The sequence below is a fragment of the Erwinia sp. AK-PDG3-5 genome (genome assembly GCF_056821705.1).
Genome location: NZ_CM165967.1, coordinates 3206930 through 3233788, shown reverse-complemented (window position 1 = coordinate 3233788; position 26859 = coordinate 3206930). Strand labels below are relative to the sequence as shown.

Sequence of the window (26859 nt, the reverse complement as noted above, 5' to 3'; positions counted from 1 at the left end):
ACCGGTGAATCACCACGATATTCGCGCTGAACTGCCGCTTTATTTGGCGCGATTATGGCGCTACGGGCTGGTGCTGTCCCGCAAACGGGATGTGGCCGAAGATCTGGTGCAGGCGACCTGCCTGCGCGCGCTGGAAAAAAGCAGCCAGTATGTTCCCGGCACGCGCCTGGACCGCTGGCTGTTTACCATTCTGCATTCGGTGTGGATCAATCAGGTTCGGGCCACCCATCTGACGCAACAGCAAAATATTGATGACGTGGATGAGCAGGCGTTTCAGCTAAGCGAAGGTGAAGCCGATCACCTCTGGGCGCAGCAGGTGCGTGAACGGATCAACCGCCTGCCGGAAGCCCAGCGCAATGCGGTGTTTCTGGTCTACGTTGAGGGATTTACCTATCAGGAAGCCGCCGACACGCTGGCGGTGCCGATTGGCACCATCATGAGCCGACTGGCAAACGCCAGACAGACGCTGGCCAAAGGCGTGGTGCTGGGCGTCAGACGTAATAAAAGGGGGGAAGTATGACCCAGTGGCAGAACGGTGCACCGGTTTCCGACGAGGTGCTGGTGGCCTGGCTTGATAAGCAACTCACGGTTCAACAGTATCAGCAGGTGGAAAAAATGCTCAGTGATGACCCGGAGCTGGCCGAGCGACTGGCCGAGCTCGATCGCGCCAGCGTGGATTTTTCGGCTGCCTTTGCGCCTTTGCTGCAGGAAGCGCCGAAGGATCGCCTGCAGCAAAGGCTGAGCACCGCGCTGGCGCAGCCGCAGACGCCACCATCTGCTGGCATCAGCCGCAGAACCCTGATTGCCGCGACGGTATCTGCGCTGGCGCTGGGCGTGGTCGGCGGCATGAAAGGCAGACGGCTGTTTGATAATGATGATGGCTGGCGGGATACCGTGGCGCAATATATGGCGCTGTACACCCATCAGACCTTTGAAGGGGTCTCGCCTTCTGACAGCGCCATGCAACAGCAGTTAGCCACCGTCAGCGGTCATCTGGGCCTGTCGCTCTCCGCCAGCGCAGTAACGCTTCCCGGCAGCGCGTTTAAGGGCGCAAGAATGCTGAATTACGATGACAAGGCCATCGCGCAGATTGTCTGGGATGACCCAAACAGCGGGCCGTTGGCGCTGTGCATTACCGGCGCGGTTCACCCGACGGATCGCGGATTTGCCGAAGAGCAACGCCGTGGCATGAACGTGGTGTACTGGCAGCAGCAACAGCACAGCTTTATGCTGATAGGCCACAAGCCCGTGGCAGAGCTACGTAGGGTCGCCAGCAGCCTGTCGGCCGCGGTCTGAAACGGCCCGTTTTAAGGTCGGGGAAGGGGGCAGAATTGACTCACACAAAGAAACTCTCTCTGTGTGGGCATAACATCTGTTATAATCCGGCGCTTACGCACCGTGGTTTGTGCTCCCTTTCAAACGTCAGGCGAAGCCTGGCGTCATATTCTCCCCCTGGAAACTACATCGCTTACCGCGATCAGGGCGGATCCGGAGTCAGTCAATTTTATGTCATTTGATTCTCTCGGCCTGAATGCCGATATTTTGCGTGCTGTTGCAGAACAGGGTTACGACGAGCCTACGCCGATCCAGCGTCAGGCAATCCCGGTAGTGTTGGCAGGTCGCGACCTGATGGCCAGCGCCCAGACCGGTACCGGTAAAACCGCCGGCTTTACGCTGCCGGTTCTACAGCTGCTGAGCAACCATAACCCGCATCCAAAAGGTCGTCGCCCGGTTCGTGCGCTGATCTTAACCCCAACCCGTGAGCTTGCGGCTCAGATCGGGGAAAACGTCCAGGATTACTCTAAGTACCTGGATCTGCGTTCGCTGGTGGTCTTCGGCGGCGTGAGCATCAACCCGCAGATGATGAAACTGCGCAGCGGCGTTGACGTGCTGGTGGCGACACCTGGCCGTCTGCTGGATCTGGAACATCAGAACGCACTGGACCTCTCTAAAGTTGAGATCCTGGTGCTGGATGAAGCCGACCGTATGCTGGATATGGGCTTCATCCACGATATCCGTCGCGTGCTGGCCAAACTGCCTGCCAAGCGTCAGAACCTGCTGTTCTCCGCCACCTTCTCAGACGAGATCAAAGGCCTGGCCGAGAAGCTGCTGCACAATCCAGAAGAAGTGTCTGTGGCGCGCCGCAACACCGCTTCCGAGCAGATCACTCAGCACGTTCACATGGTTGATAAGAAGCGTAAGCGTGAACTGCTGTCGTTCCTGATTGGCCGTGATAACTGGCAGCAGGTGCTGGTCTTCACCCGTACCAAGCACGGTGCTAACCACCTTGCTGAGCAGCTGAACAAAGATGGCATTACGTCTGCGGCCATCCACGGCAACAAGAGCCAGGGCGCCCGTACGCGCGCGCTGAGCGACTTTAAAGAAGGCAAAATCCGTGTGCTGGTGGCGACCGATATCGCCGCGCGCGGCATCGATATCTCCGAGTTGCCACACGTGGTGAACTTTGAGCTGCCAAACGTACCGGAAGACTACGTGCACCGTATTGGCCGTACCGGCCGTGCGGCAGCCACCGGTGAAGCGTTGTCTCTGGTCTGTGTTGATGAGCTGAAACTGCTGCGTGATATCGAGCGCGTGCTGAAGCGTGAAATCCCACGTATGGCGATTGAAGGCTATGAGCCGGATCCGTCCATCAAAGCTGAGCCGATCATCAACGGTCGCCAGCAGCAGCGTGGCGGTGCAGGCGGCGGCGGTCGTGGTCGCGGTGCCCCAGGCGGCGGCGGAAATCGCAGCGGTCAGGGCGGTCGGGGCAACGGCGGCGAGCGCAGCCAGTCTGCCACCGGCGAACGTAGCCAGGGTAACGGTCAGCGTCGTCCGGCGGCCGCAGGTTCGGGTTCTGCCCGCACTGAAGGCAGCAGCAACGGGGCACCACGTACCAACAAAACCCGTCAGCGCCGCTCTAACCCAGCGTAAGCACTTCTTCCGGGGGGATCGCCAGATCCCCCTTCTCAACGCTACGAACAGGTTGTGACATGCGCGTTTTACTTGCCCCGATGGAGGGCGTGCTGGACTCACTGGTGCGCGAACTGCTCACCGACGTCAACGAGTACGATCTCTGCATCACGGAATTTCTCCGGGTTGTCGACCAGCTATTGCCGGTTAAATCCTTCCAACGCCTTTGCCCTGAACTTCATCATGCCAGCCGCACCTCTTCTGGCACGCTTGTGCGTATCCAGCTGTTGGGGCAATACCCGCAATGGCTGGCCGAAAATGCCGCGCGTGCGGTGGAACTGGGGTCGTGGGGCGTGGATCTCAACTGTGGTTGCCCGTCCAAAACGGTCAACGGCAGCGGCGGTGGGGCGACCTTACTGAAAGATCCCGAGCTGATTTATCGCGGGGCGAAAGCCATGCGTGAGGCGGTGCCGGCGCATCTGCCGGTGACGGTCAAGGTCCGGTTGGGCTGGGAATCGGGTGCTAAGCAGTTTGAAATTGCCGATGCGGTACAACAGGCTGGCGCGACGGAGCTGGCGGTGCACGGCCGCACCAAGGAAGACGGCTACAAACCCGAGCGCATCAACTGGCAGGCGATTGGCGAGATCCGTCAGCGGCTGACCATTCCGGTGATCGCCAACGGCGAAATCTGGGACTGGCAGAGCGCGCAGGAGTGTATGCAGGTGACCGGCTGTGATGCGGTAATGATTGGCCGTGGGGCGCTGAATGTGCCGAACCTGAGCCGGGTGATCAAATACAACGAGCCGCGTATGCCGTGGCCCGAGGTGGTGATGCTGCTGAAAAAGTACGTGCTGCTGGAGAAGGAAGGTGACACCGGCCTGTATCACGTTGCCCGCATCAAACAGTGGCTGAGCTACCTGCGTAAAGAGTATGACGAAGCCAGCGAGTTGTTCAGTCACATTCGTGCGCTAAAAACCTCGAACGAGATCCAACGGTTCATTACTGCCTGGCAACCTGCCAGTCACATTTATCACAATTCTTAAGGGGATATCTTAGCGTGCTAAGGGTATGATGTGAGCTACATCACACACTAATTCCTGGCGCCGGTATGTCTTCGACCCCCGCATTATCCAATGCACAGCTCAATAAACGCATCATCTCTGTGGTGGTTTTCACCTTCTTCTGTTACCTGTCGATCGGTCTGCCGCTGGCGGTGCTGCCGGGTTATGTGCATAACCAGCTCGGCTACAGCTCGTTTATGGCTGGCCTGATTATCAGTCTGCAATATTTCGCTACGCTGATTAGCCGTCCGCAGTCAGGTCGCTATGCCGATCTGCTGGGACCGAAAAAGGTGGTGCTGGTGGGATTGCTGCTGTGCGGCACCAGCGGGCTGTTCACGCTGCTGGCGGTGATGTATGAGGCTACGCCGTTGACCAGCCTGATTTTGCTGGCCATCGGCCGTATCTTCCTCGGTTTAGGCGAAAGCCTGACCGCCACCGGCTCGATACTCTGGGGCATCAATATTGTCGGCACGGTGCAGAGCGCGAGGGTGATCTCGTGGAACGGCGTGGCAACCTATCTGGCGATGGCAGTGGGTGCGCCGCTGGGGGTGATCCTCAACTCGATGTTCGGCATCCCCGGCTTTGCGGTATTGATTATGCTGATGGCGATCTTCGGCTTTTGGCTGGCGACCAGACGGCCTGCGGTGGTGGTTGCCGTTGGGCAGCGCATCCCGTTCAATCAGGTCTTTTCCCGCATCTGGGTATACGGCTTGTGCCTCGGATTGGGCACCGTCGGTTTCGGCACCATCGCCACCTTTATTACCCTGTATTTCGCCAGCCATGACTGGAGCGGTGCCGCTTTCTCACTGACGCTGTTCAGCCTCGGTTTTATCGCCATGCGGCTGGTGTTCAGCAGCTATATTGGCCGCTTTGGCGGCATTCGCGTTTCGCTGGTCTCGTTCGCGATTGAATGTATCGGGCTGGTGATGATCTGGAAGGGCGGTTCGGTGCTGATGGTCGATGCCGGGGCCTTCCTGACCGGTTCCGGCTTCTCGCTGATATTCCCGGCGCTGGGCGTGGAAGCCATCCGTCAGGTGGCACCGCAAAATCAGGGCTCGGCATTGGGGTTGTATTCTGCCTTCCTCGATTTTGGTCTGGGGATCACCGGGCCGATTGCCGGTTTGCTGATTGGACACTGGGGCGTGGATTCGATCTATCTCGGTGCAGCGGTGGTGGTGCTGTTTGCCTTTGCGCTGACGCTGCGGTTGCAGCTGATCGCCCAAAGAGAAACGGTTCCCGGTTAGCCGTTCTCCCCGGTCGCATCACTAAACGGGCGGAGAGACAACCACGACCAGACCCTGGCACGTCGGCTGGCTCTCCGCCCGTTTTGTTTAGTAAATTTCCGGCACGATCATATTGTCCGGCACCGGCGAGCGGCGGTAATCTTCGTTGCGCTCACGCGGCGGCAGGGCAATTTTTTTCTCTTCCGCATCTTCGTAAGGCACCTGACGCAGCAGATGGCTGATGCAATTCAGTCGCGCCTTCTTTTTATCAACGCCCTGAACCACCCACCATGGCGCTTCGTCGATATGGGTGCGCGCCAACATGATCTCTTTCGCTTCGGTGTAATCCTCCCACAGGCGGCGACTTTCCAGATCCATCGGGCTCAGCTTCCACTGCTTAAGCGGATCGTGGATGCGGCTTAAGAAGCGCAGTTCCTGTTCTTCGTCGGTAATCGAGAACCAGTACTTCACAATCTGCACGCCGCTGCGGGTCAGCATTTTTTCAAACTCTGGAACGCTGCGGAAAAACTCCTCCACTTCGGCCTCGTTACAAAAGCCCATCACCCGTTCCACCCCGGCACGGTTATACCAACTGCGGTCGAACAGCACGATTTCGCCTGCGGCGGGCAGGTGCGCAATATAGCGCTGGAAATACCACTGGGTGCGCTCGCGATCGTTGGGCGCTGGCAGGGCCGCCACCCGGCAGGTTCTTGGGTTCAGGCGCTGGGTAATGCGCTTGATGACGCCGCCTTTGCCGGCGGCATCCCGCCCTTCAAAAATGATCACCATCCGGTGACCGGTGCGCATTACCCAGTCCTGTAACTTCACCAGCTCGCCCTGCAGACGCAGCAGCTCGCGGAAGTAGTGTTTACGCCAGGCCTTTTCACCCGGTTCAGGGGCCTGCTGCTGCTCGCCAAAGCGAATATCATCGAGTTCCATTTCCAGCTCTTCGTCGTAGCTGTCGTAAAACTCCTGCAGCAGACGCTGGTGGAAATGCTCGTTGCTGAAATCATTACCTTGCATAGCCATAGTTTTCTCCCGATTAGAAGTGAGTAAACAGCCAGTAAAGGGTGGCCGAAAGTAAAATGGAGACCGGCAGCGTCAGCACCCACGCCATCAGCAGATTGCGCAGGGTCGACATTTGCAGGCCGGAGCGGTTGGCGGCCATGGTGCCGGCGACGCCAGAAGAGAGCACGTGGGTGGTGGAAACCGGCAGGCCGAAGACGTCCGCCGCGCCGATGGTGGCCATCGCCACCAGTTCTGCGCTGGCACCCTGCGCATAATTCAGGTGCGTTTTACCGATTTTTTCGCCCACGGTGACCACGATACGACGCCAGCCGACCATGGTGCCGAGGCCCAGCGCGATAGCCACCACCACCTTCACCCACCACGGGATAAAGCGGGTGGCGTTATCCAGCTCAACCTTCAGCGCATCAAGGTCATGCTGGGTCTGTGCCGGGATCGTGATCTGCTCATCGCTTTTCATATGCTTGATGGTTTCGGAGGCCAGATACATATCGTTTCGGGTATTCGACACCGCCTGAGCAGGGATCTTTTCAACCGTCCCGTACTGGCGGATCTGATTACCGATCGCGCCTGTTAGCGCTGCCAGCGCGGGCATCACGTTGGCGTTCATGGTGCCGGTCCGCACATAATCCGTCAGCACGGTATGCGGTGCGGCGGACGGCGTGACGCCAGGCGACAGTTGCAGCAGCTGCTGCTGGGTCACGGTCGCCAGCGCGGCAACGCGTGGGCTTTGTTCCGCCGGAATTGAGCGGTTCAGCGCATAGGCAATGGGCATGGTGCCGACCAGGATCAGCATGATCAGGCCCATCCCTTTCTGACCATCATTCGATCCGTGGGCAAAGGAGACGCCGGTACAGGTGAGGATCAGCAAGCCGCGGATCCAGGTCGGCGGCTTCTCGTTGCTCTTGGGCGCGGTATACAGTTCGGGCTTTTTAACCAGCCGTTTCATAATCAGCAGCAGCGCGGCGGAGAACACAAAGCCGATAATCGGCGAGAACAGCAGCGCATACCCCACCTTCAGCGCCTGTCCCCAGTCCACGCCGCTGGTGCCGGTGCGGCCATGGATCAGGGCATTCGCCACGCCCACGCCAATGATCGAGCCAATCAGCGTATGGGATGACGAGGCCGGTAAGCCGAACCACCAGGTGCCGAGGTTCCAGATAATGGCTGAGAACAGCAGGGCATACACCATGGCGAAGCCGGTGCCGGTTCCCGCCTGCAGGATTAACTCGACGGGCAGCAGGGAAATGATGCCGAAGGCGACCACGCCGCTGGACATCAACACCCCAAGGAAGTTGAAGAAGCCGGACCACATCACCGCGATATTCGGCGTCATTGAGTGGGTGTAGATGACGGTCGCGACCGCATTGGCGGTGTCATGAAAGCCGTTAACGAACTCGAAGCCGAGGGCGATCAGCAGCGCCATTCCCAACAGCAGGAAGGGAACATAGCTGGTGACCACGCCGCCGGCATCGCTGACATCGTTGAACAGGTTAACCCCGGCGAAGGCAATCCCGAGGATCACCAGAAGAATAAACAACATCACCGAGAAGCGGCTATTTTTCCCATAAATAGGCGGGCGCCCGGCGCTGGCCTGGCCCTGCTGAATCGCACTGTTATGGCTCATAAAACCTCGTGAACGGGTTGGCTAAGGAAAAGTGACCTGACGCTGTGGTGAGAATGACGTCTCACAGTCGGTGTACGCAGGTTTTGTGACAAAGAGATGAAGTTGATCGGCGGCTCCAGAAACGGTTGGATCGGAAATTTATCTGCGGCAGGGCGGTTGGCAGTCAACTCTCTGTAATAGAGTTGCGTTACAGTCCGGTGACACTTTACTGACGGCCCGCTTGACTATGACCCATCGCCAGCCACTGACCATTCAGAAACCCGACTTTACCGATGATGTCGCCGGATTGATTTACGGCTATTGCTTCCACAGCGGCGCGGAGCCGCGGCCGCTGACGGCGCAGCAGGCCTGCCAGGCCTGGCAACAGCAGCAGGGTGAAGGATTTATCTGGCTGCACGTCAACCTCAGTCATGCCGCCTCTGCGCGCTGGCTGAAGAACAATTTTGCGGTGGATGAAGACTTCTTCGATGAGATCCAACACGGCTCGCACAGTACCCGCATCGAGCGGCAGAACGATGCGCTGATGGCGGTGCTGAACGACGTGATTTTCGATGCGCGGGAAAACAGCGAACAGAACGCCACGCTGTGGATCTGGTGCCGCGCCGGGCTGGTGGTCAGCGCCCGCTTTAAGCCGGTGCGGTTGATTGAACGGCTGAACGACAAGCTTGATGAGCTGGTGCTGCACTCCTCGACCGAGCTGCTAACCCATTTACTGGTAGAGCAGGAAACGGTGCTGGAGCAGATCGTACGTCAGGCCAATCAGGTGGTCGATCAGATCGAAGAGCGGCTGCTCAGCCACCATATCAAAAGCAACCGCAGCGAGCTGGGGCGTTTACGGCGGATGCTGTTACGTTTTCAACGCTTACTGGCACCGGAACCGGCAGCGTTGTTCCGGCTGATCAATCGTCCGCCGGGCTGGCTGGACCGCCAGGTGGTGCAGGATTTACGCCAGTTCACCGAAGAGTTTACCGTGGTGCTGAACGACCTGATTGGCCTGACCGAGCGCATTCGCCTGCTGCAGGAAGAGATCGCTTCGCGGCAGATGGAGCAGAGCAACCGCACGCTGTTTACCCTGACGGTGATCACCGTGCTGGCGTTGCCGATCAACATTATCGCCGGATTTTTTGGCATGAACGTTGGCGGCGTTCCGCTGGCCAACAATCCCCACGGCTTTATTTTGCTGGTGTTACTGGTGACGCTGTTTACCTGTATCGCCGCCTGGTTGACGCTGCGGCGGCGGGATAAACTCTAAGCCCATCTGATTTATCGGAAAATTTTCCTCAGATTACCGCGCCTGCGATCCACTGGTGTATAAAGAGGGAGGTCTTTCATCTCGTCAGCTGAAGGTAAAATCACCGGTTATGTTTGTCCCTAAGCCCATTCACCTGCTGGCTGGCTGCCTGTTGCTACCCGGCCTTGCGCAGGCCGATACCGTCTGGATGAAAAACGGCGATCGCCTGAGCGGCAAGGTACGTTCACTGAGTGACGGTAAGCTGCTGATCGACACCCCTTATGGCGGCACGGTTTCCCTCAACTGGAGCGCGGTCAGCACGCTGTCCAGCGACAAGCTGGATGTCAGCACCGGTAAAAATACGCCCCAGATCCAGGCCCGGCTGGAAGCGGCCGATGCCGGCTATATCGTCGTGCGTCGGGGCAATGACCAGCAGCGGGTGGCGGTCGACAAGTTTGAACAGTTTATGAAGCCGAAAGAGGCGTCCGATAAGCTGGATTGGCAAGGTAAGGTCGATGCCGGCGTCAGCCTGAAAAAAGCCTCAACGCACACTCAGGATTACAACCTGGCGTTCAGTAACAAGATCAACGTGGGCAAGTGGCGCAACGACCTCGGCGGCACTTACGATCGCGAGAAAGAAGACGACAGCCTGAATACCGATAACTACAGTCTGCGTTACTCGCTGGACTATATGTTTCGCGACCAGTATTTCTGGCAGGGGCGGGCAACCTATAAACGTGACTGGGTGGAAGACCTTTCCCGCCAGGCGTTGATTGGCACCGGGCCTGGCTATCAGTTCTGGGATGATGAGCTGGGATCGTTTTCACTGTCGCTACTCGGCGGCGCCTTTGGCTATGCCTACAGCGATGGCAGTTCGGACCGTCACTATGGCGCGTCGGTGCATTGGGATTATCAACGCTTCCTGCGCGGTAAGGAGCTGTCCCTGTTCACCGATGGTGAACTTGGCCACTCGCTGGACGATGACGGGGTGGTCAGTCTCGATGCGGAAGTGGGGTTGCGTTACCAGCTTAACAACTGGTCGTCGCTGAATATCACTTACCGCCATAATCTGGTCAGCGGCACCCGGGATACCCTTAACGAGCGGGATTTCACCACCGGGCTGGGCGTGAAGTGGTAAGCAAAAAAAAACGGGCCATCAGGCCCGTTTTTTATATCACGCAGTCGCTTAAGACTGGGTGTTTGCTGCCGGTGCAACTGCAACAGGCGCGGTGGCTTTAGCCGGTACGGAAGCCGGTTTAGATTCGTAAATCGGACCAGGCTGCTTCGGCACCACAAAGGTGCTGTCGTTTGGCTGTGCAGGGGCTGCTGGCTGCGCATTCTGCGGCGCCTGCTGCGCCGGATCGCCGTTCTCTGGATTGACGGGTGCGGCCGGAGCAGTGGTGTCCGCTGGGGCTGCAGGCTGGGCATCGGCCGGCGCGGCATTCGGATCCATCACGTTCGCGCCCTGTGGGGTCACTGGCGTCATTGGTTCTTCATGCGGCAACGCACCTTCCTGCTCCTGCACCACCAGTGGTGCTGAAGGCTGGTTATCCGCCGCACCGTTTACTTTGGTTGGCATACCGGTACGGGCTTTCAGCGCGTTTTCCATCGCCGCAGTATCGACGCTGGCATCGCTGATCACTTTGTTTACCACCGGAGTGATAGACAGCGGCACCGGCTCACGAGAGTTAAACTGCTCTTCGGTCTGAGAAAGTGGGTTATGCACTTCCACCAGGCGAGAGCCGTCTGGCTCAACGGTCGCTTTGATTGGCTGGTCGATAAACTGAACGCGGGTGCCGACCGGCACGTTGTCGAACAGCCATTTGATGTCGTCAGCACGCAGACGCACACAGCCGTGGCTCACACGCAGACCAATACCGAAGTTGGCGTTGGTGCCGTGGATAGCATACAGGCGGCCGATATACAGCGCGTAAAGGCCCATCGGGTTATCCGGGCCGGCAGGGAAGATGGTTGGCAGAGGGGAGCCCGCAGCCACAGAATCTTCATGCATTTTTTTGGTTGGCGTCCAGGTTGGGCCATCTTTCTTACGCTGAACGGTGGTGGTCCAGTTGATTGGGGTATCTTTGCCTAACTCGCCCACACCGACCGGCAGGACAACCACGGTTTTGGTGCCTTTCGGGTAGTAGTACAGACGCATTTCGGCGCTGTTGATCACAATGCCTTCGCGCGGTGCGTCTGGCAGGATCAGCTGCTGAGGAATGATCAGCTTGGTTCCGGCTTTTGGCAGGTAGACATCAACGCCTGGGTTGGCTTCCAAGATGTTGCTCAGGCCCATCTGGTACTGTGCAGCAAAAGCTTCCAGCGGAAGTTTACTGTCCTCGGGCACGGTGATCTGCAGGTTCTCACCGATCACACGGCTGTTGGCCGCAGGCAGGGAATAAACAACCGCAGAGGCTGACTGGCTGTATGCCGTAAAGGCCAGCACTAAGGTGGCTAACGCGCGAATGCTTTTTTTCATATTCTTTAAAATGAAGCGCCTGTAACAGTGGATAAATGAGCCTGTGGCCGGTCAGGTTCAACCGGCTGCACATTATATGGTCATAACCCATCAGGAAGAAACCAGGATTTGTAACAGTTGAACTAACTTTACGCAAAATGGTCAGGGAAAACGGCTGACGCCGGGCAAACCGCACGATTTGCCGTCACGGTTGCCACAGCGGATCGTCGCCACTCAGTTTTCGGTTGAGGAAAAAGGCGGCACTGATCAGGGCCAGGTGACTCAAGGCCTGCGGCGTATTGCCCAGCGCGCGTCCCTGATGGTCAAACTCTTCAGCATACAGCCCCAGCGGATTGGCATAGCTCAACAGCTTTTCAAACTCAAAGTGCGCTTCCTGCACCCGACCGGCCCGCGCCAGACACTCCACGTACCAGAATGAACAGGCGGTAAAGGAGCCTTCATCGCCTTCCAGCCCGTCGGCCGGGGTCTCTTCAAGATTATAACGGCGCACCAGCCCGTCGCTGACCAGCTTCTCTTTGATGGTATCCAGCGTGGAGATCCAGTCCGGGTCGGTGGCACCGACAAAGCGCACCAGCGGCATCAGCAGCATCGACGCATCAACAAAGTTACCGTGGCGGGTGGCGACAAAATGGCCGCGCTCTTCGTTCCAGAAATTGGTCCAGATATCCTCACGGATCGCATCCCGTGCCCGGCACCAGCGGTCGTACGGGAAGGAGAGCGAGCGTTTCTCGCCGAGGCGCACCGCCCGGTCCAGCGCCACCCAGCACATCAGCCGCGAGTGCAGGAAATGCTGTGGCTCGCCGCGCATCTCCCAGATCCCGGCGTCAGCCTGCTGCCAGTTTTCGCTGACGTAATCGATCATCTTGCTGACATGCGTCCAGCCACGATGCGAAATCGCTTCGCCGTATTTATTGGCCAGATAGATGGCGTCCATCAGCTCGCCATAAATATCCAGCTGGGTCTGCCGCCAGGCATCGTTACCAATTCGGACCGGCGTGGAGTTGGCATAACCCGACAGATTAAGCAGCTCGCTCTCCTGCAGCTCCGTGCCGCTGTCGAGGCGATACATCACCTGCAGTTTTTCAATATCGTGATGGCTGTTTTCCACGCAGCGCCCAACCCAATGGGTGAAGTGCTTGGCTTCATCGATATAACCGAGCCGCATCAGCGCATACATGCTGAACGACGCGTCGCGCAGCCAGGAGGCGCGATAATCCCAGTTACGTCCACCACCCAGTTCCTCCGGCAGGCCAAAGGTGGCGGCGGCGGCGATCGAGCCATGTTTGCGGGACGTCAGCAGCTTGAGGGCCAACGCCGAACGGGTGACCATCTCCTGCCAGCGCCCTTTATAGGTGCTTTTGGAACTCCAGTGGCGCCAGTAGTGCAGGGTCTGCTGGAAGCACTGTTCGCTGCTCTCTTCATCGAGATGCCTGTCGTCGGCGCTGCCGAGGATAAATTCGCGCGACTCCCCAGCTTTCAGGGTGAAGCGGGACTCTGCTGCCGCGCCATCCAGGCTAAAGGTGACGTTGCCGCACAGGCGTAGCGTGGGCTGGCCCTCCGCGCTGAACTCGACGCTGCCGTCTTTCAGGCTGGCGCGGGTGTCAGCGCGGGCATAGTCATGGACCGGCGAGCAGCGCAGGGAAAGGGTGGCTTCGCCATGGACCATTTTTATCCGGCGGACAATGCGCGGCTGATCCTCATCCTGATGACAAATCGGCATGTAGTCGGTGATTTCCGCCACACCCTGTTTGGCCAGCCAGCGGGTTTGCAGAATGTTGGTATCCGGCAGGTAAAGCTGCTGGCGGCGCACATCCTGCCAGTCAGGTTCGATACTGAACACGCCGGCCTCATCGCCGTCCAGCAGGGCGGTAAAGACCGACGGGCTGTCCAGATCCGGCCAGCAAAAATAATCCAGCGTGCCATCGTTGGCGATTAAGGCGCAGGTGCGTAGATCACCGATCACGCCGTGGTCTTCAATTTTCCGTTTAATGTCACTCATGTTGCTCCCCGGCGTTAAGAACGTCCTTCAGAAGGGTTAACTATAGTCATGGACCGTGGCGTTCGCGGCGCGCATCCGCAACCAGATGTAAACCGGGCTGACATTTCGTCTTCTATACTTGCCTGAGGCTTCAACCCGTTACAGGAGAGAACCATGAGTACACCGCAAAATAAGGTCGCTATTGTCACCGCATCAAGTTCCGGTATTGGCCAGGCCAGCGCCATCATGCTGGCGGAACAAGGCTTCGATATTGGCATCACCTGGCGTTCCGATGAGAAAGGCGCGCAGGAAACCGCAAGGCAGGTGCGCGAGCGCGGTAAAAAAGCCGAAATTGAATGGCTGGATTTGGGCGATCCCGAGGAAGGGGGCAAATCGTTACAGGCGCTGATTGCCCGACTGGGCAGGATTGACGTGCTGGTGAACAATGCCGGGGCCAATTTCAAATCTGACTTTCTCGACACCAGCTTTGAGGAGTGGCGGAAAGTCTTTTCCGTCGACGTCGACGGGGCGTTTGTCTGCGGGCAGATTGCCGCACGGCATATGGTTACCCAGGGCGAAGGCGGGCGGATTATCAACATCACCTCGGTGCATGAACACACACCGTTGCCCGGATCCATTTCCTATACCGCTGCCAAGCACGCGCTGGGCGGGTTAACCAAATCGATGGCGCTCAGCCTGATCAAACACAATATTTTGGTGAATTCGGTGGCGCCCGGCGCGATTGCCACCGCCATGAATCAAATGACCAATGACGATGCCCGCACCGTATCCATTCCGGAAATCCCGGCAGGCCGTCCGGGTGACACCCGCGAAATCGCCAGTATGGTCGCCTGGCTGTGCTCGCATTGGTCAAGCTACACCACCGGGCAATCCTTTGTGATTGATGGCGGCTTCACGCTGGCGAACCCGCAATTCTTTATGCAGAAATCAGACTGACCGCCGGGCAACCGGCTGCGCTAGTGTTGCGGTCGGTTGCTGCTTTCGTCCTGAGAACCCTGATCCTTGTCCTCGTCATCTTTCTCATTGTCTGAACGGCGCTTCAGATAGAGACGCACGCCCCACACCAGCGCCAGGCTCAATACCACCCAGAAAATCTGCTTCAGATGGCGATCGATGGTATGCAGCCATGGCGCAATCACCTGGCCACCGAGATAGCCGAGAGAAACAAAGATCACCGCCCACAGCACCGCGCCAATCACGTTCAGCAGCAGGAACTTTTGCGGCTTCAGCTTGCTGGCCCCGATGATGATCGGGCCAACAATGCGCAGGCCATACATAAAGCGCACGCCAATCACAAACAGCACCGGCCGTTTACGGATCAGCTTGTTGGCTTTATTAATCTGCTTCTGGTGTTTCTTAAAGCGTTTTAGCAGGCTGTCGCCGTAGTGACGCCCAATAAAGAACAGCGCGGTGTCACCAATAATGCCACCGGCCATCGCCACCAGCACCACCCAGCCGTAATGTAATAACCCTTCATGCGCGGCAATACCGCCGAGCAAGGTGAAGGTTTCCCCTTCGGCTATACAGCCGATAAACAGCGCCCAGTAACCGTATTGTGATATCAGACTGTTGACGTCCATATGCATGATCTCCTCCGGTGGATGCGCAACAAACCCCTAAGTCTAACTGCTTTGGCTTAAACCGCGATGAAAGATGTTACGAAAGCGGTTTATTTTCACTGCAAATTGAAGTGATTAGCACAAAGTTACCCTGTGGAAAAAACAAACAGTTCACGGCCAATTATACTTGAAGACAATCCGCGCTGATTGCGGCCTTTCCGAGTAGAGGAGTGAAGATATGAACCATGTATGGGGACTTCTTGCGCATCCCGACCGTGAGATGCGTGACATCAAGCAAGAGAACGAAACCGTCTCTCACCATTACACTCACCACGTCCTGTTACTGGCGCTAATCCCGGTGATCTGCGCGTTTATCGGCACCACTCAACTTGGCTGGGATCTCGGCGCGCGACAGACCATCGCCTTATCGATGGTCACCGCCTTCGGCCTGGCAATCCTGTTTTATGCGGTGATCCTCGGCGGCGTGGCGGTGATGGGCCGGGTGATCCACTGGATGGCGCGGGATTATCCGCAGCGCCCCAGCCTGCAACGCTGTACGGTGTTTGCCGGCTATGTTGCCACGCCGCTGTTTATCAGTGGGTTAGTGGCGCTGTATCCGCTGGTGTGGCTGTGCCTGTTTGTCGGTACGCTGGCGCTGGTGTACACCGGTTATCTGCTGTACGTCGGCATTCCGCTGTTCCTCAATATTGACAAAGAAGAGAGCATGCGTTTTTCCGGATCGACGCTGGCAATTGGGGTGTTGGTTCTTGAGGTTTTACTGGCCCTGACCGTGGTGCTTTGGGGCTATGGATATCAGCTTTTCTAACGCTTTACGCCGCCGGGATCCCGGCGGCATCTCATTCATCATCAGAAACGAATATCCACTAGGAAAATGCTTAGGGGCCAGCGTATGATGCGCTTGCCAGCCCCCGTGTGGCCTACTTTTCGCGGCGGCGGCGTGCGTTTTTTCCGCACCTGAATCACTTCCCGGTTAAGTTTTTATAAGATGCCTGCAAAAATTCGCTTGTCTCTTCTGAGTTTGGCTTTAGTTTTCTCCGCTCAGCTCCCGCTGGGCCAGGCGGTCGCCAGCAGTAAACTGGCTGATGTTGCCCCAATCGTACAGCCGCAGATTGCGTCTGGCAGTGCGATGATTGTCGATCTCAATACCAACAAAGTGATCTTCGCCAGCCATCCCGATCTGGTGCGCCCAATGGCCTCCATCACCAAGCTGATGACGGTCATGGTGACGCTGGATGCCCATCTGCCGATGGATGAGATGCTCAACGTGGATATCAGCCATACGCCAGAGATGCGCGGCGTCTATTCCCGCGTGCGCCTGAACAGTGAAATCAGCCGCAAAAACATGATGCTGCTGGCGCTGATGTCCTCTGAAAACCGTGCCGCAGCCAGCCTGGCCCACCATTATCCTGGCGGCTACGACGCCTTTATCCGGGCGATGAACGCCAAGGCACAGTCGCTGGGCATGACCCATACGCATTACGTGGAGCCAACCGGGCTGTCGATTGAAAACGTCTCAACGGCGCGCGATCTGACCAAACTGCTGATCGCCACCAAACGCTACCCGCTGATTGGCCAGCTCAGCACCACCCACGAAGACATGGCGGTGTTTAAGAGCCCGAACTACACCTTGCCATTCCGTAACACCAACCACCTGGTCTACCGTCAGGACTGGAATATCCAGCTGACCAAAACCGGCTTCACCAATGAAGCGGGCCATTGCCTGGTGATGCGTACGGTGATCAACCAACGTCCGGTGGCGCTGGTGGTGATGGATGCCTTTGGCAAATATACCCATTTTGCTGATGCTAACCGTCTGCGCGACTGGATTGAAACCGGCAAGATTTCCCCGGTGCCCGCTGCCGCGCTGAGCTATAAAAAGCAGAAGGCGGCGGAGATGGTCAGTACCGGCAGCAATACCGAGATCGTCGAGTAACGTTTTCGTTAGTGAATCCTATAGTGTCGGGCCGGGCAAAAGCATAAACTTGCACGCAGGCTGCTGGATTGCCCGGCCATATCTGATACCTGGAAATTTTCATGTCTACGTTGTTAATCTATTTTCGCATCCTCCTTTTAAGTCTGGTCACCCTCTCCCCGGTGATGGCACAGGCTGCCGATGACACCACGCAACAAACCAGCGATGCGCCTGTAAAGGTCAACGCCGCGGTTGAGCTGCCTAAAATGCAGAAGGTGCTGGATAAAATTAAGCAGCAGGTTTCTGGCGAGAGCAACGACAGCAAACTCAGTGCGTTGAACGATATGGCGCTGGAACTCTCCGGCGACGCCGATACTCTGATGCAGGGCATTATTCCACAGCGCGCCCAACTGCAGGCGCAGTTAGGCGTCCTGGGCCCGGCACCCAAGCCGGAAAGCGGGGTAAAAGAAACCGCGGAAGTCACCAGCAAACGCAAAAATCTGGAAAGCCAGAAAAGCAAGATGGATGACCAGGTTAAGCAGGCCGAAGCGATCAAAAGCGGTGCCATTAACCTCTCTGCGCAAATTGTTAACCTGCGCCGCGATGCGCTGAAAACCCAGCTGGCACTGAACGCCGGCAGTATTTTTGGCCCGCGTTTCTGGTCTCCGTTGTTCAATACCCAGAGCGATGACGGCGATAAGGTCAGCAACTTTGTTGATGAGCTGAAAGATACCGCCGTGCTTTCCTGGGAACCCGGCTGGCGTGTCGGCACCGTATTGTGGGTGGTGATGTCCGTGCTGGTGGCCACCTTAGGCCGTCGCTATCTGGAAGAGTTTCTGGCCTGGGTTGGCATTCATTTGCTGCCGGAAGGCCGCCTGCGTCGCAGCTTCCTCGCGGCGGCAACCGCGTTAACCACGCTCGCTGCGGTGGTGCTGGCGTTTAATTTCCTCGATCTCGCCTTTACCCGTCACGATAACGTGGTGGATGACGTGCGTGATTTTGCCGACAAGCTGGTCGGCCTGAGTATTCTGTGCGGCCTGATTGCCGGGCTGGGCAGGGCGTTCCTCTCCACGCGCCGTCCGTCGTGGCGACTGCCGAATATCTCGAATGAAGTGGCCACCGCGTTAAAACCGTTCCCGCCGCTGACCGCCGGTCTGGTGTTTGTTTTCCAGACGGTAGAGATCCTCAACAGCAGCGCCAACACCAGCGTCGGCACCACCATTTTCGCCAACGGCTTAACCGCGCTGCTGATCGGCTTTACCGCCTTATCGATCAGCTTCCGCACCAACCGCGTTCGCCGCAAAATGTTGCTGGCCGGCCAGCAGCCGGAAGCCAAGTCGACGCTGGTCGGGCTGATCCAGATGGCAATCACCCTGTTCGGTATTTCGATCATGGTGACGCTGGTGATCGGTTACGTCACCCTGGCGCGTTTCCTGAGCTATGAGCTGATCTGGATGGGCATCGTCTTCGGCTCGTTCTATATTCTCAGCCAGCTGATGGCCGACGGCTGCGAAAGCCTGTTCTCCACCAACAACGCGTCCGGCAAAAGTATTCAGCGCTCGCTGAACATCGATGAACGTCATCTGGCGCAGGTTGCTGCGCTGCTGGCTGGACTCGGTAAAACGGTGCTGGTGCTGGCCGCCGCCATGGCGGTGTTGAACGGCACCTTCGGTAGCTCAACGCCGATTGAACTGGTGCAGAAGGCGATCGAATTCTGGGGTGGCAAAGGCCTGGAAACGCTGAACATCGTACCGGCCCACGTGCTGAATGCGTTGATCACTCTGGTGGTCGGCATTTACGTGCTGCGGTCAGTTAAGCGCTGGCTGGACACCGATTTCCTGCCGAAAACCACCATGGACGCGGGCATGCGCGTCTCGCTGATTACGCTGTTCAGCAACCTCGGTTACGTGATGGTGTTCCTGCTGGCTCTGTCGATTATGGGGCTGCAATGGAACAAGCTGGCCTGGATCGTCAGCGCCTTGTCGGTCGGTATCGGTTTTGGCTTGCAGGAGATTGTGAAGAACTTTATCTCCGGTCTGATCCTGTTGACCGAACGTCCGGTGAAGGTCGGCGATCTGGTCAGCATCAGCGGCATTGAAGGGGATATTCGCCGTATCAACGTGCGTGCCACCGAAATTCAGCTGAGCGATAAATCGACGGTGATTGTGCCGAACTCGCAGCTGATCTCGCAGAACGTGCGTAACGCCACCATGGGCAATGCGCAGGGGGTGGCGACCATTACGCTAACCTTCCCGCTGGATATCAATCCTGAGCAGGTGCGCGATCTGTTGCTGGAAGTCTATAACGAAAACGAACGTATTCTGGAAAACCCGGAACCGTCCGTCTCGTTCAAGGATCTGACGTCGGCGGGCATCGTGCTGTCAGTCACCGGTAACGTCGCCAGTCCGCGCCAGGTGTCCGGCGCGAAGAGCGATCTGCTGTTTGATATCCTGACCCGACTGCGCAAAGAGGGCGTGGTGTTATCCACGCCGCAAACCATGATTGTCGAGCAACGTAACGGCAATCTGGTGGTTAAGGATCCTGAGGAGTAACCTCGTCCGGTGCGCCGCTGTGAACAGCCGACGGCGCACCGCATCCACATTCTCCCCAGTATTTCGCTTTAGTGGTTTTCCCAATCCCCGGGTTAAAGCTGTTGGTCGGATCCAACTGCTGATAAAACGCTTTAAGCTGCGGTTTGGCGGCATACAAATGCCCGACGTTATGTTCAGCCGGGTACTCCGCACCGCGATCGGCCAGCATCGCCAACATCTTCTCTTTCAGCGCATGGACATCCACCCCTTTTTTGACTATGTAATCCTGATGGAAAACATGGCAGAAGAAGTGGCCGTAATAGAGGCGGTGCACAAGCACATCATCGAATTCTGCCGGTAAACGTTCAAACCAGTCGCGATCGTTACGGCGCAGCGCGATATCCAGCGCCAGAATATCCTCCACTTCATCATGATGCACCGCGTGATAGCGCACGGCTGCACCCGCTGCGGCAAAGCGATGCAGGAAAGCTTTGCTGCCTTCTTCGGGCGTACATTCAAAAAACTCGCCGTCCGCCTGGGCGAAATACCCCGTTAGATAATCCCGCGCTTCGGCAATCCCGTCGCCGGACATTTTAATCATCAGATGGTGTTCAAAGCGATCGCGGTAGGCTTTCATCCGTTTCGGCAGATGTGAGGGTAACGCCTTGCTGATTTTTTGCAGCAGCCGATCGCTGAAGTTCGGTTTCAGGAACGAAACAGGCTTTAGCAAGGCGTCGGTGCGGCCCTTCAGGGTAAAGAACAGCGGCATCTTATCGGTGCCGAGCTTGTCGATCATTACGAAGGTATCTTTGCCGTAGACCTCGGCGATATCGAAAATATCGCGGTGCATATACTCAGCCGCCACCGGAAGATGGCTGAAGTTTTGCAGCATATGGCGGCGCAGTTCGTCCAGCACGTCGGGATCGTTGGTGCCGAGATAAAACACCTGCTGTTGCTTCTCGCTGACAAAGGTATCCAGCCGCACGGCAAACACCGCCAGCTTGCCCGCACAGCCGGATGCTTCAAATAACCGGCGGGCGTCAGCGTTAAAGCGCGAAGGGGTGTCCGCCTCGACGTCGCGCACGCGGTCGGCATAATCGTTGTCAGATGCCAGGCGCTGATCGTATTTCACCGCGTCGGGCTGCCAGGTTTCGTCGTCCAGTCGGCTGAGGATCTGTTCCGGCGTGGTGCCCAAATCCATCCCTAAATGGTTGACCAGCGTCAGTTTGCCCTGCGCATCCACCTGGGCATACAGCGCCATTTCGCTGTAGGCGGGCCCGCGTTTAATCAGCGAGCCGCCGGAGTTATTGCATACGCCACCGAGTACGGACGCGCCGATGCAGGACGATCCAATCACCGAGTGCGGCTCGCGTCCCAGCGGTTTCAGCACCTTTTCCAGCTGATACAGCGTGCTGCCCGGAAAAGCCAGCACCTGTTTGCCCTGATCCAGCAGCTGAATTTTATCCATCCGCAGGGTGCTGATAATCACGATATCGCGGTCGTAATCGTTGCCGTTCGGCGTCGAGCCTTCGGTCAGGCCGGTATTCGCCGCCTGCATCAGCACGATGACATCGGCGGCGACGCAGGCCTGCAGAATGCGCCATTGTTCCAGCAGGGAACCGGGGAAAATCACTGCCAGCGCGTCACCCTGACCCGAGCGAAAGCCGGTGCGATAGCGTGCAGTTTGTTGTGGATCGGTAAGAAGATGATTGCGGCCAACGATGCGGCGCAAGTCGGCCACCAGTTTGTCCGCAGGGGAAGTGTTGTGCATATCCTTTGTCCTTTTATTTGACACGCCCTAACTTTAGCAGCTCCCGCTGCGGTCGGCGGCAGCAAAAATCAGACACGGATCGCGCCAGTACGTTGAAAACTACCTGCTATCCTGAAGTTATGGCACACTGCCCATCTTACGACTTTGTCACCCAGACTCTTTTTGCTCCGCAGTTATTTGAGAGAAACCAACCTGATGAAATGGATTTGCTCTGTCAGCCTCGCTGCCGCCTTAACCTTGCAGCCGGCTTTTGCTGAAGACCTGTTTGGCCCACATCCGCTCACCCCTGAAGCCCGTGATGCGTTCGTGACGAATTTGCTGAAGAAAATGACCCTGGATGAAAAAATAGGGCAGCTGAGATTGATCAGCGTCGGGCCGGACAACCCGAAAGAAGCCATACGCGAGATGATCAAACATGAGCAGGTTGGAGCGATCTTTAATACCGTCACCCGTGACAATATCCGCGCGATGCAGGATCAGGTGATGCAGCTTAGCCGCCTGAAAATCCCGCTGTTTTTCGCCTATGACGTGGTGCACGGTCAGCGTACCGTTTTCCCGATCCCGTTAGGGCTTGCGGCCACCTGGGATCTGGATGCGGTGGCAAACGTCGGCCGCGTTTCAGCCTATGAAGCGGCAGATGATGGTTTGAATATGACCTGGGCACCGATGGTGGACGTCACCCGCGAACCGCGTTGGGGCCGGGTATCGGAAGGCTTTGGCGAGGACACCTATCTGACCTCGGCGATGGGTCGCACGCTGGTGGAATCCATGCAGGGTAAAAGCCCGGCCGATCGCTACTCGGTGATGACCAGCGTGAAGCATTTTGCTGCTTATGGTGCCGTGGAAGGCGGACGTGATTACAATACGGTGGATATGAGCCCACAGCGTCTGGCGCAGGATTATCTTCCGCCTTATAAAGCCGCACTGGATGCAGGAAGTGGCGGCGTGATGGTCGCGCTGAACTCCCTGAACGGCGTTCCGGCGACGGCGGATGGCTGGTTGCTGAAGGATCTGCTGCGTGACCAGTGGCATTTTAAAGGCATCACCATCAGCGATCACGGTGCGATAAAAGAGTTGATGAAGCACGGTGTTGCCAGCGATCCGCAGGATGCGGTGCGTATTGCCATCCAGTCCGGCGTGAACATGAGTATGAGCGACGAGTATTACAGTAAATACTTACCTGGTCTGGTCAAAAACGGCGCGGTGAGCGAGAAAGAGATCGACGACGCCGCGCGCCACGTGCTGAACGTGAAATATGATATGGGGCTGTTTAACGACCCGTACAGCCACCTGGGCCCGAAAGAGAGCGACCCGGTGGATACCAATGCGGAAAGCCGCCTGCACCGTGCCGACGCGCGCGATGTGGCGCGCAAAAGCATTGTGCTACTGAAGAACCGCCTGGAAACTTTGCCGCTGAAGAAATCCGGCACCGTAGCGCTGATTGGGCCACTGGCCGACAGCCAGCGCGACATTATGGGCAGCTGGTCTGCCGCCGGTAAGGCCAATCAGTCGGTCAGCGTATTGCAGGGCGTGAAAAATGCCCTCGGCGATAAGGCGACGGTGCTGTATGCCAAAGGCGCCAACATCACCGACAACAAAGCGATCCAGGACTTCCTCAATCAGTATGAGAAAGGCTCGGTGATCGTCGATCCGCGCACGCCGAAACAGATGCTGGATGAGGCGGTGGCCACCGCGAAAAAAGCAGACGTGATCGTCGCGGTAGTGGGTGAGTCGCAGGGAATGGCGCATGAGGCATCCAGCCGCAGCGATATCACCATTCCGCCAAGCCAGCTGACGCTAATTGATGCGTTAAAAGCCACCGGCAAACCGCTGGTACTGGTGATGATGAACGGGCGTCCGCTGGCGCTGGTAAAAGAGAATATGCAGGCGGATGCGCTGCTGGAAAGCTGGTTCAGCGGCACCGAAGGCGGGAACGCCATTGCGGATGTGTTGTTCGGTGACTACAACCCGTCGGGCAAACTGCCGATGTCCTTCCCGCGTTCAGTCGGTCAGATCCCAATTTATTACAACCACCTGAACACCGGTCGTCCGTATGACTTCACCAAACCGAACAAATACACTTCGCATTATTACGATGCGGCTAACGGTCCACTGTTCCCGTTTGGTTATGGCCTGAGTTACACCACCTTTACACTGTCGCCGGTGACAATGTCCTCGGCCACCCTGCCACGTAACGGCACGGTTAATGCCAGCGTAACGGTCACTAACACCGGCAAACGTGAGGGTGCTACCGTGGTGCAGATGTACCTGCATGACGAGATGGCAAGCATCAGTCGCCCGGTGAAAGAGCTGAAGGGCTTTAAGCGTATTATGCTGAAAGCGGGTGAGTCACAGACGGTGACCTTCCCGATTGATGTCAACGCGCTGAAATTCTGGAACGCGAAGATGCAGCAGGTGGCTGAACCGGGTAAATTCAACGTGATGATCGGTCTGGATTCTGCCCGTACCACCGATGCGGAATTCAACTACCCGTAACGGATCGGGTATCCTGAGCGCATTAACCGGGTGTCGACGTTACTCGGGTTAACGCCACACTCTTAGGGACGAATTTATTCGTCCCTTTGTTTATTTAACAGGAATTTAGCACCATTATGCCTTCGTTTCGCGACAGAATTCAGCAGCAGGTCTTTCGATTAAATGGGCTGGCAATGAACGAATTCGACCTCTCAACGCCGGCGGGCGATCCGGGCCTATACGGCCCTGACAGCGTGATCTGGCGGGTACACGGTGATTTTTCCTCCATGCTGTGCGGCGGTTTATCGGCGCTGCTGATGCAGATGCTGCATCCGCTGGCGCTGGCCGGCGTGTGGGATCACTCAACCTTCCGTCAGGATATGATGGGAAGGCTACGGCGTACCAGCCAGTTTATCGCCGTCACCACTTTTGGTAATACGCTGGATGCCCAGACGCTGATTGAGCGCGTCAAGCGTATCCATTTGCAGGTTACCGGCGTTGATGCGCAGGGGGTTGAATACGCCGCCAGCGATCCCCGTTTACTGACCTGGGTGCATGTCGCTGAAACCAGCCGTTTCCTCGCTTCGCACGTGCGTTATAAAAACCCGCAGCTCAGTCTTGCAGAGCAGGATCGCTATTACGCGGAAGCGGCTGTGGTTGCGGAAGCGCTGGGCGCTGAGCAGGTGCCGAAATCGGTTGAGGAGGTGGAGGCTTATCTGCTGGCGATGCAGCCGCAACTGCGCTGCGACGAGCGGACCCGGGAGGTGTTGTCGATACTGATGAATGCGCCAGCCCCGAGTTGGCAGGCGCGTCCGGCGATGAAAGCCATGCTGTTGGCTGGCATCGAGTTGTTACCCGAATGGGCACAGCAGCAGTTCGGCTTTCGATTTTCCCCACTGCGCCGCCGCCTGATCCGTCTGCGCATCAACCTGCTGGCAAAAGCCCTGCGCTGGTCCATCCGCCGGGGTGCCTATCAACGCGCGATGCAGCGGATGGGCAGGGAGGTTTAGCGTTTATCCCGTACAGGACGGGATAAACCTGATTATCAGAACTCGCGTTTAACGATAATATAGCCGCTGAATCTTACGCTACATTCGTCATCATTGGCGAGTGTCGGGACTAAAAAGACGTTCTGCTTTTTTTCCTTATTCTCGAAGGTAAACTTTATTATCAGATTGCGGACGTTATGTTCTGAAAATATCTCTTTATAGCTTTTGACTGAGGTCCAATTATTGGGCGCTTCGTTGTATGACTTCAGCGCATACTGTGATGCCAGTCGGTCAGTGATGCGGTTATTGTAAATCAGCTCTGTTGTGGTTTTTTCTTTAATAATTGTGTCAGTGTCTATCTTCATGGACCGGGACATCTCATCCATCATGATAATGCCTGTGCCGGACTGCGGGGCTTTGCAATTGTTATCTTCGGGTGTGTCTGCCCAGGCGGGGCAGGAAAATATAATCGAAGCGAGTAATAATCTCTTCATTCAACAATGACCTCCTTATCAAGCATGGCTCAAGCCCTGGATTTCCCTTGAGATAAAGGGCCGTTATTTACTTCTCCCGCATCATCAATATCCTTATATCATGCATGTGCGCTGTGGAATATCCGGCCTTCTGCCTGGGTGATTATTAACCTCGATCAAGATAGATAGCTTTTAATGGAATGATTCGAAGGGTTTTACGACGCGTTTATCATTTTTGAGACTTTTACCCTTGCTCCGACGTGGCACATCGGGACATCCTGCCCTATTCTCCGGGAAAAGGATCCCCCTACATCCATTGTCGAGGCTTTATGACACAGTCGTACCGGATCGCTGAAGTCCACAATCAGCAACAAACGCTGATCGCCAGGGTTGAACAGGATGAGCGTACCGCCTATTTCTATCTGTGGCCTGCCGAAGGGTTCCGCAGCCAGTTTGCGGTGCGCGGCTGCTGGTTGCGCAACCTGTTGCCTGCCCCTGCCAGCGAAGACCTCGCGTCGATGGAGCAGGGGATCCCGCCGTTACTCAGCGCTGAATACTGCCGCACCTTGCAGGCCGAACCGATGCTCGATCCTGCCGGGTTACAGATTATCTGGGAACCGGCCGATGACGGCGCGGCGCTGTGGTATCAGGGGCAATTACTGGCGGTGATCCCTGGCTGGAGCCTCTATCAAAACAAGCAGGTGAGCTTCTCTGCCGGCTGCATTAAAGAGAACCGGCTGACCGCGCCGTTAGGCTCGGCCTCCACCAACGACTACTATGCTCAGGCTGATAAGCACCGCCATTTCTGGCGTGACTGGCATGACGGTCATCTGTGGGACCCGATGCAGCGCGAAATGATCGCCTGCTACGAAGCGCAGTTCGGGGAATCCCTCAAGTATTACTCCATCGACCAGGGAAACTGGCCACCGATGGCGATCTCACAACATTATCATCAGGGCAGCTGGTATTTCCTGACCCTGGGGATGAGCATCCGCCCGATGCCGTGGGTCGATTTTCTGTTTGAGGATCTGGCCGGGCAACACCGCCGCGTTGAGCTGGCGATGGCCATCGATGCTGAAGTGATGACCGAAGAAAACGCGGTACATATGGCCAGTGCACTGGCCAGCTTCGCGCATTTCCCCTGGGCGCGTCTCAGCTGGTTGGGCGAAGGCCATACGCTGGAATCGTCGGTGGCACCGGTCGGCTTTGAAGGCTTCCTGATTTCAGGTGAACTGAGCGGCGAAGCAGGGCAGTTCAAATTGCCAAAACGCGACGGCGAGAAGGTCAACCTGCTGTGGACTACGCCGGTGACCACCGCTGAACGTGAACTGGCGGAAGCGGAAGAGAGCGGCGGTAACCAGCTGGTGGAAAGATTGCGTCAGGAAGGCTGTAATCATATCTTCCGTCCCCGTCCGCAGGTGGTTGATTCACAGAATTAAATTCTGCAAGGCGATCCGATCGGATCGCGTCAGCAAAACATTTGTCTGAAATGAGACCGATGTCACATCAAGTTTCCCTGTCAGCGGCCGTTAACCCGATCAGGCAATTGTGCCTGATTGAGTTGAGTGGGGC

At 57.1% G+C, this 26859-nt stretch carries 21 protein-coding genes; 14 read left to right on the top strand and 7 right to left on the bottom strand.

The window, feature by feature from the left end; translation table 11 throughout:
• The first annotated feature begins 4 nt into the window (after window positions 1-4).
• From AC1UKS_RS14940 to AC1UKS_RS14920, 5 genes are all read left to right on the top strand, one after another.
• Window positions 5-520 carry an RNA polymerase sigma factor gene (locus AC1UKS_RS14940; protein ID WP_265911799.1) on the top strand — a complete coding sequence of 172 codons (516 nt, stop codon included), beginning with the start codon at window positions 5-7 and terminating at the stop codon, window positions 518-520.
• Entirely contained in the window at window positions 517-1296 is a 780-nt protein-coding gene (locus tag AC1UKS_RS14935; protein WP_482434286.1) for an anti-sigma factor family protein, read from the top strand. Before AC1UKS_RS14940 ends, AC1UKS_RS14935 begins: the two co-directional genes overlap by 4 nt.
• Before the next feature lie 210 nt (window positions 1297-1506).
• Entirely contained in the window at window positions 1507-2931 is a 1425-nt protein-coding gene (gene rhlE / locus AC1UKS_RS14930; protein ID WP_482434284.1) for an ATP-dependent RNA helicase RhlE, read from the top strand.
• A 59-nt stretch (window positions 2932-2990) separates the two neighbouring features.
• Window positions 2991-3953: a tRNA dihydrouridine(16) synthase DusC gene (gene dusC, locus AC1UKS_RS14925; protein ID WP_482434282.1), complete on the top strand. Its 963-nt coding sequence runs from the start codon at window positions 2991-2993 to the stop codon at window positions 3951-3953.
• Between the two features lie 65 nt (window positions 3954-4018).
• Window positions 4019-5215, top strand: a complete 1197-nt coding sequence (locus AC1UKS_RS14920) for an MFS transporter (protein WP_265911804.1) — start codon at window positions 4019-4021, stop codon at window positions 5213-5215.
• 87 nt (window positions 5216-5302) lie between these two features.
• Here the strand turns inward: AC1UKS_RS14920 and ppk2 are convergent, their stop codons facing one another.
• The gene (gene ppk2 / locus AC1UKS_RS14915) at window positions 5303-6223 is read right to left on the bottom strand and encodes a polyphosphate kinase 2 (RefSeq protein WP_265911805.1); all 921 of its coding nucleotides are present in this window, start codon (window positions 6221-6223) and stop codon (window positions 5303-5305) included.
• Window positions 6224-6236: 13 nt separating this feature from the next.
• Window positions 6237-7847 carry an inorganic phosphate transporter gene (locus tag AC1UKS_RS14910; RefSeq protein ID WP_482434280.1) on the bottom strand — a complete coding sequence of 537 codons (1611 nt, stop codon included), beginning with the start codon at window positions 7845-7847 and terminating at the stop codon, window positions 6237-6239.
• Between the two features lie 226 nt (window positions 7848-8073).
• Here AC1UKS_RS14910 and AC1UKS_RS14905 point away from each other — a divergent pair, with 226 nt between their 5' ends.
• Both AC1UKS_RS14905 and AC1UKS_RS14900 read left to right on the top strand, forming a co-directional pair.
• Window positions 8074-9099, top strand: coding sequence for a CorA family divalent cation transporter (locus AC1UKS_RS14905; RefSeq protein WP_041692244.1), 1026 nt, complete (start codon window positions 8074-8076; stop codon window positions 9097-9099).
• 109 nt (window positions 9100-9208) lie between these two features.
• Window positions 9209-10216 carry a DUF481 domain-containing protein gene (locus AC1UKS_RS14900; RefSeq protein WP_482434278.1) on the top strand — a complete coding sequence of 336 codons (1008 nt, stop codon included), beginning with the start codon at window positions 9209-9211 and terminating at the stop codon, window positions 10214-10216.
• Between the two features lie 48 nt (window positions 10217-10264).
• Here the strand turns inward: AC1UKS_RS14900 and AC1UKS_RS14895 are convergent, their stop codons facing one another.
• Window positions 10265-11557 (bottom strand): L,D-transpeptidase family protein, encoded by a 1293-nt coding sequence (locus AC1UKS_RS14895; RefSeq protein WP_482434276.1) that lies wholly within the window; start codon window positions 11555-11557, stop codon window positions 10265-10267.
• Between the two features lie 184 nt (window positions 11558-11741).
• A complete protein-coding gene (locus tag AC1UKS_RS14890) occupies window positions 11742-13556 on the bottom strand; it encodes a glycoside hydrolase family 15 protein (protein WP_482434275.1) in 1815 nt (604 codons plus the stop codon).
• 153 nt (window positions 13557-13709) lie between these two features.
• Here AC1UKS_RS14890 and AC1UKS_RS14885 point away from each other — a divergent pair, with 153 nt between their 5' ends.
• Window positions 13710-14492 carry an SDR family oxidoreductase gene (locus AC1UKS_RS14885; protein ID WP_482434273.1) on the top strand — a complete coding sequence of 261 codons (783 nt, stop codon included), beginning with the start codon at window positions 13710-13712 and terminating at the stop codon, window positions 14490-14492.
• Between the two features lie 20 nt (window positions 14493-14512).
• Here AC1UKS_RS14885 and AC1UKS_RS14880 read toward each other — a convergent pair whose 3' ends face one another.
• Window positions 14513-15142: a DedA family protein gene (locus tag AC1UKS_RS14880; protein WP_482434272.1), complete on the bottom strand. Its 630-nt coding sequence runs from the start codon at window positions 15140-15142 to the stop codon at window positions 14513-14515.
• A gap of 211 nt (window positions 15143-15353) precedes the next feature.
• Between AC1UKS_RS14880 and AC1UKS_RS14875 the strand changes: the two genes are divergently transcribed.
• The 3 genes from AC1UKS_RS14875 to AC1UKS_RS14865 all read left to right on the top strand — a co-directional run bounded on the left by AC1UKS_RS14875 (window position 15354) and on the right by AC1UKS_RS14865 (window position 19600).
• Window positions 15354-15941, top strand: coding sequence for a Yip1 family protein (locus AC1UKS_RS14875; RefSeq protein WP_053145971.1), 588 nt, complete (start codon window positions 15354-15356; stop codon window positions 15939-15941).
• 180 nt (window positions 15942-16121) lie between these two features.
• The gene (gene pbpG / locus AC1UKS_RS14870) at window positions 16122-17069 is read left to right on the top strand and encodes a D-alanyl-D-alanine endopeptidase (protein WP_105759437.1); all 948 of its coding nucleotides are present in this window, start codon (window positions 16122-16124) and stop codon (window positions 17067-17069) included.
• A gap of 101 nt (window positions 17070-17170) precedes the next feature.
• Window positions 17171-19600, top strand: coding sequence for a DUF3772 domain-containing protein (locus tag AC1UKS_RS14865; RefSeq protein ID WP_482434269.1), 2430 nt, complete (start codon window positions 17171-17173; stop codon window positions 19598-19600).
• Here the strand turns inward: AC1UKS_RS14865 and dld are convergent.
• Complete coding sequence (gene dld, locus AC1UKS_RS14860) at window positions 19581-21350, bottom strand: D-lactate dehydrogenase (RefSeq protein WP_482434267.1); 1770 nt, start codon at window positions 21348-21350, stop codon at window positions 19581-19583. The genes AC1UKS_RS14865 and dld overlap by 20 nt on opposite strands.
• Window positions 21351-21545: 195 nt before the next feature.
• Between dld and bglX the strand changes: the two genes are divergently transcribed.
• Entirely contained in the window at window positions 21546-23846 is a 2301-nt protein-coding gene (gene bglX / locus AC1UKS_RS14855) for a beta-glucosidase BglX (protein WP_265911817.1), read from the top strand.
• 116 nt (window positions 23847-23962) lie between these two features.
• A complete protein-coding gene (locus AC1UKS_RS14850) occupies window positions 23963-24835 on the top strand; it encodes an oxygenase MpaB family protein (RefSeq protein WP_482434265.1) in 873 nt (290 codons plus the stop codon).
• A gap of 35 nt (window positions 24836-24870) precedes the next feature.
• Here the strand turns inward: AC1UKS_RS14850 and AC1UKS_RS14845 are convergent, their stop codons facing one another.
• Window positions 24871-25308 (bottom strand): hypothetical protein, encoded by a 438-nt coding sequence (locus AC1UKS_RS14845; RefSeq protein ID WP_482434264.1) that lies wholly within the window; start codon window positions 25306-25308, stop codon window positions 24871-24873.
• Between the two features lie 308 nt (window positions 25309-25616).
• Between AC1UKS_RS14845 and AC1UKS_RS14840 the strand changes: the two genes are divergently transcribed.
• Complete coding sequence (locus AC1UKS_RS14840; protein ID WP_482434262.1) at window positions 25617-26726, top strand: suppressor of fused domain protein; 1110 nt, start codon at window positions 25617-25619, stop codon at window positions 26724-26726.
• The last annotated feature ends 133 nt before the right edge of the window (window positions 26727-26859 follow it).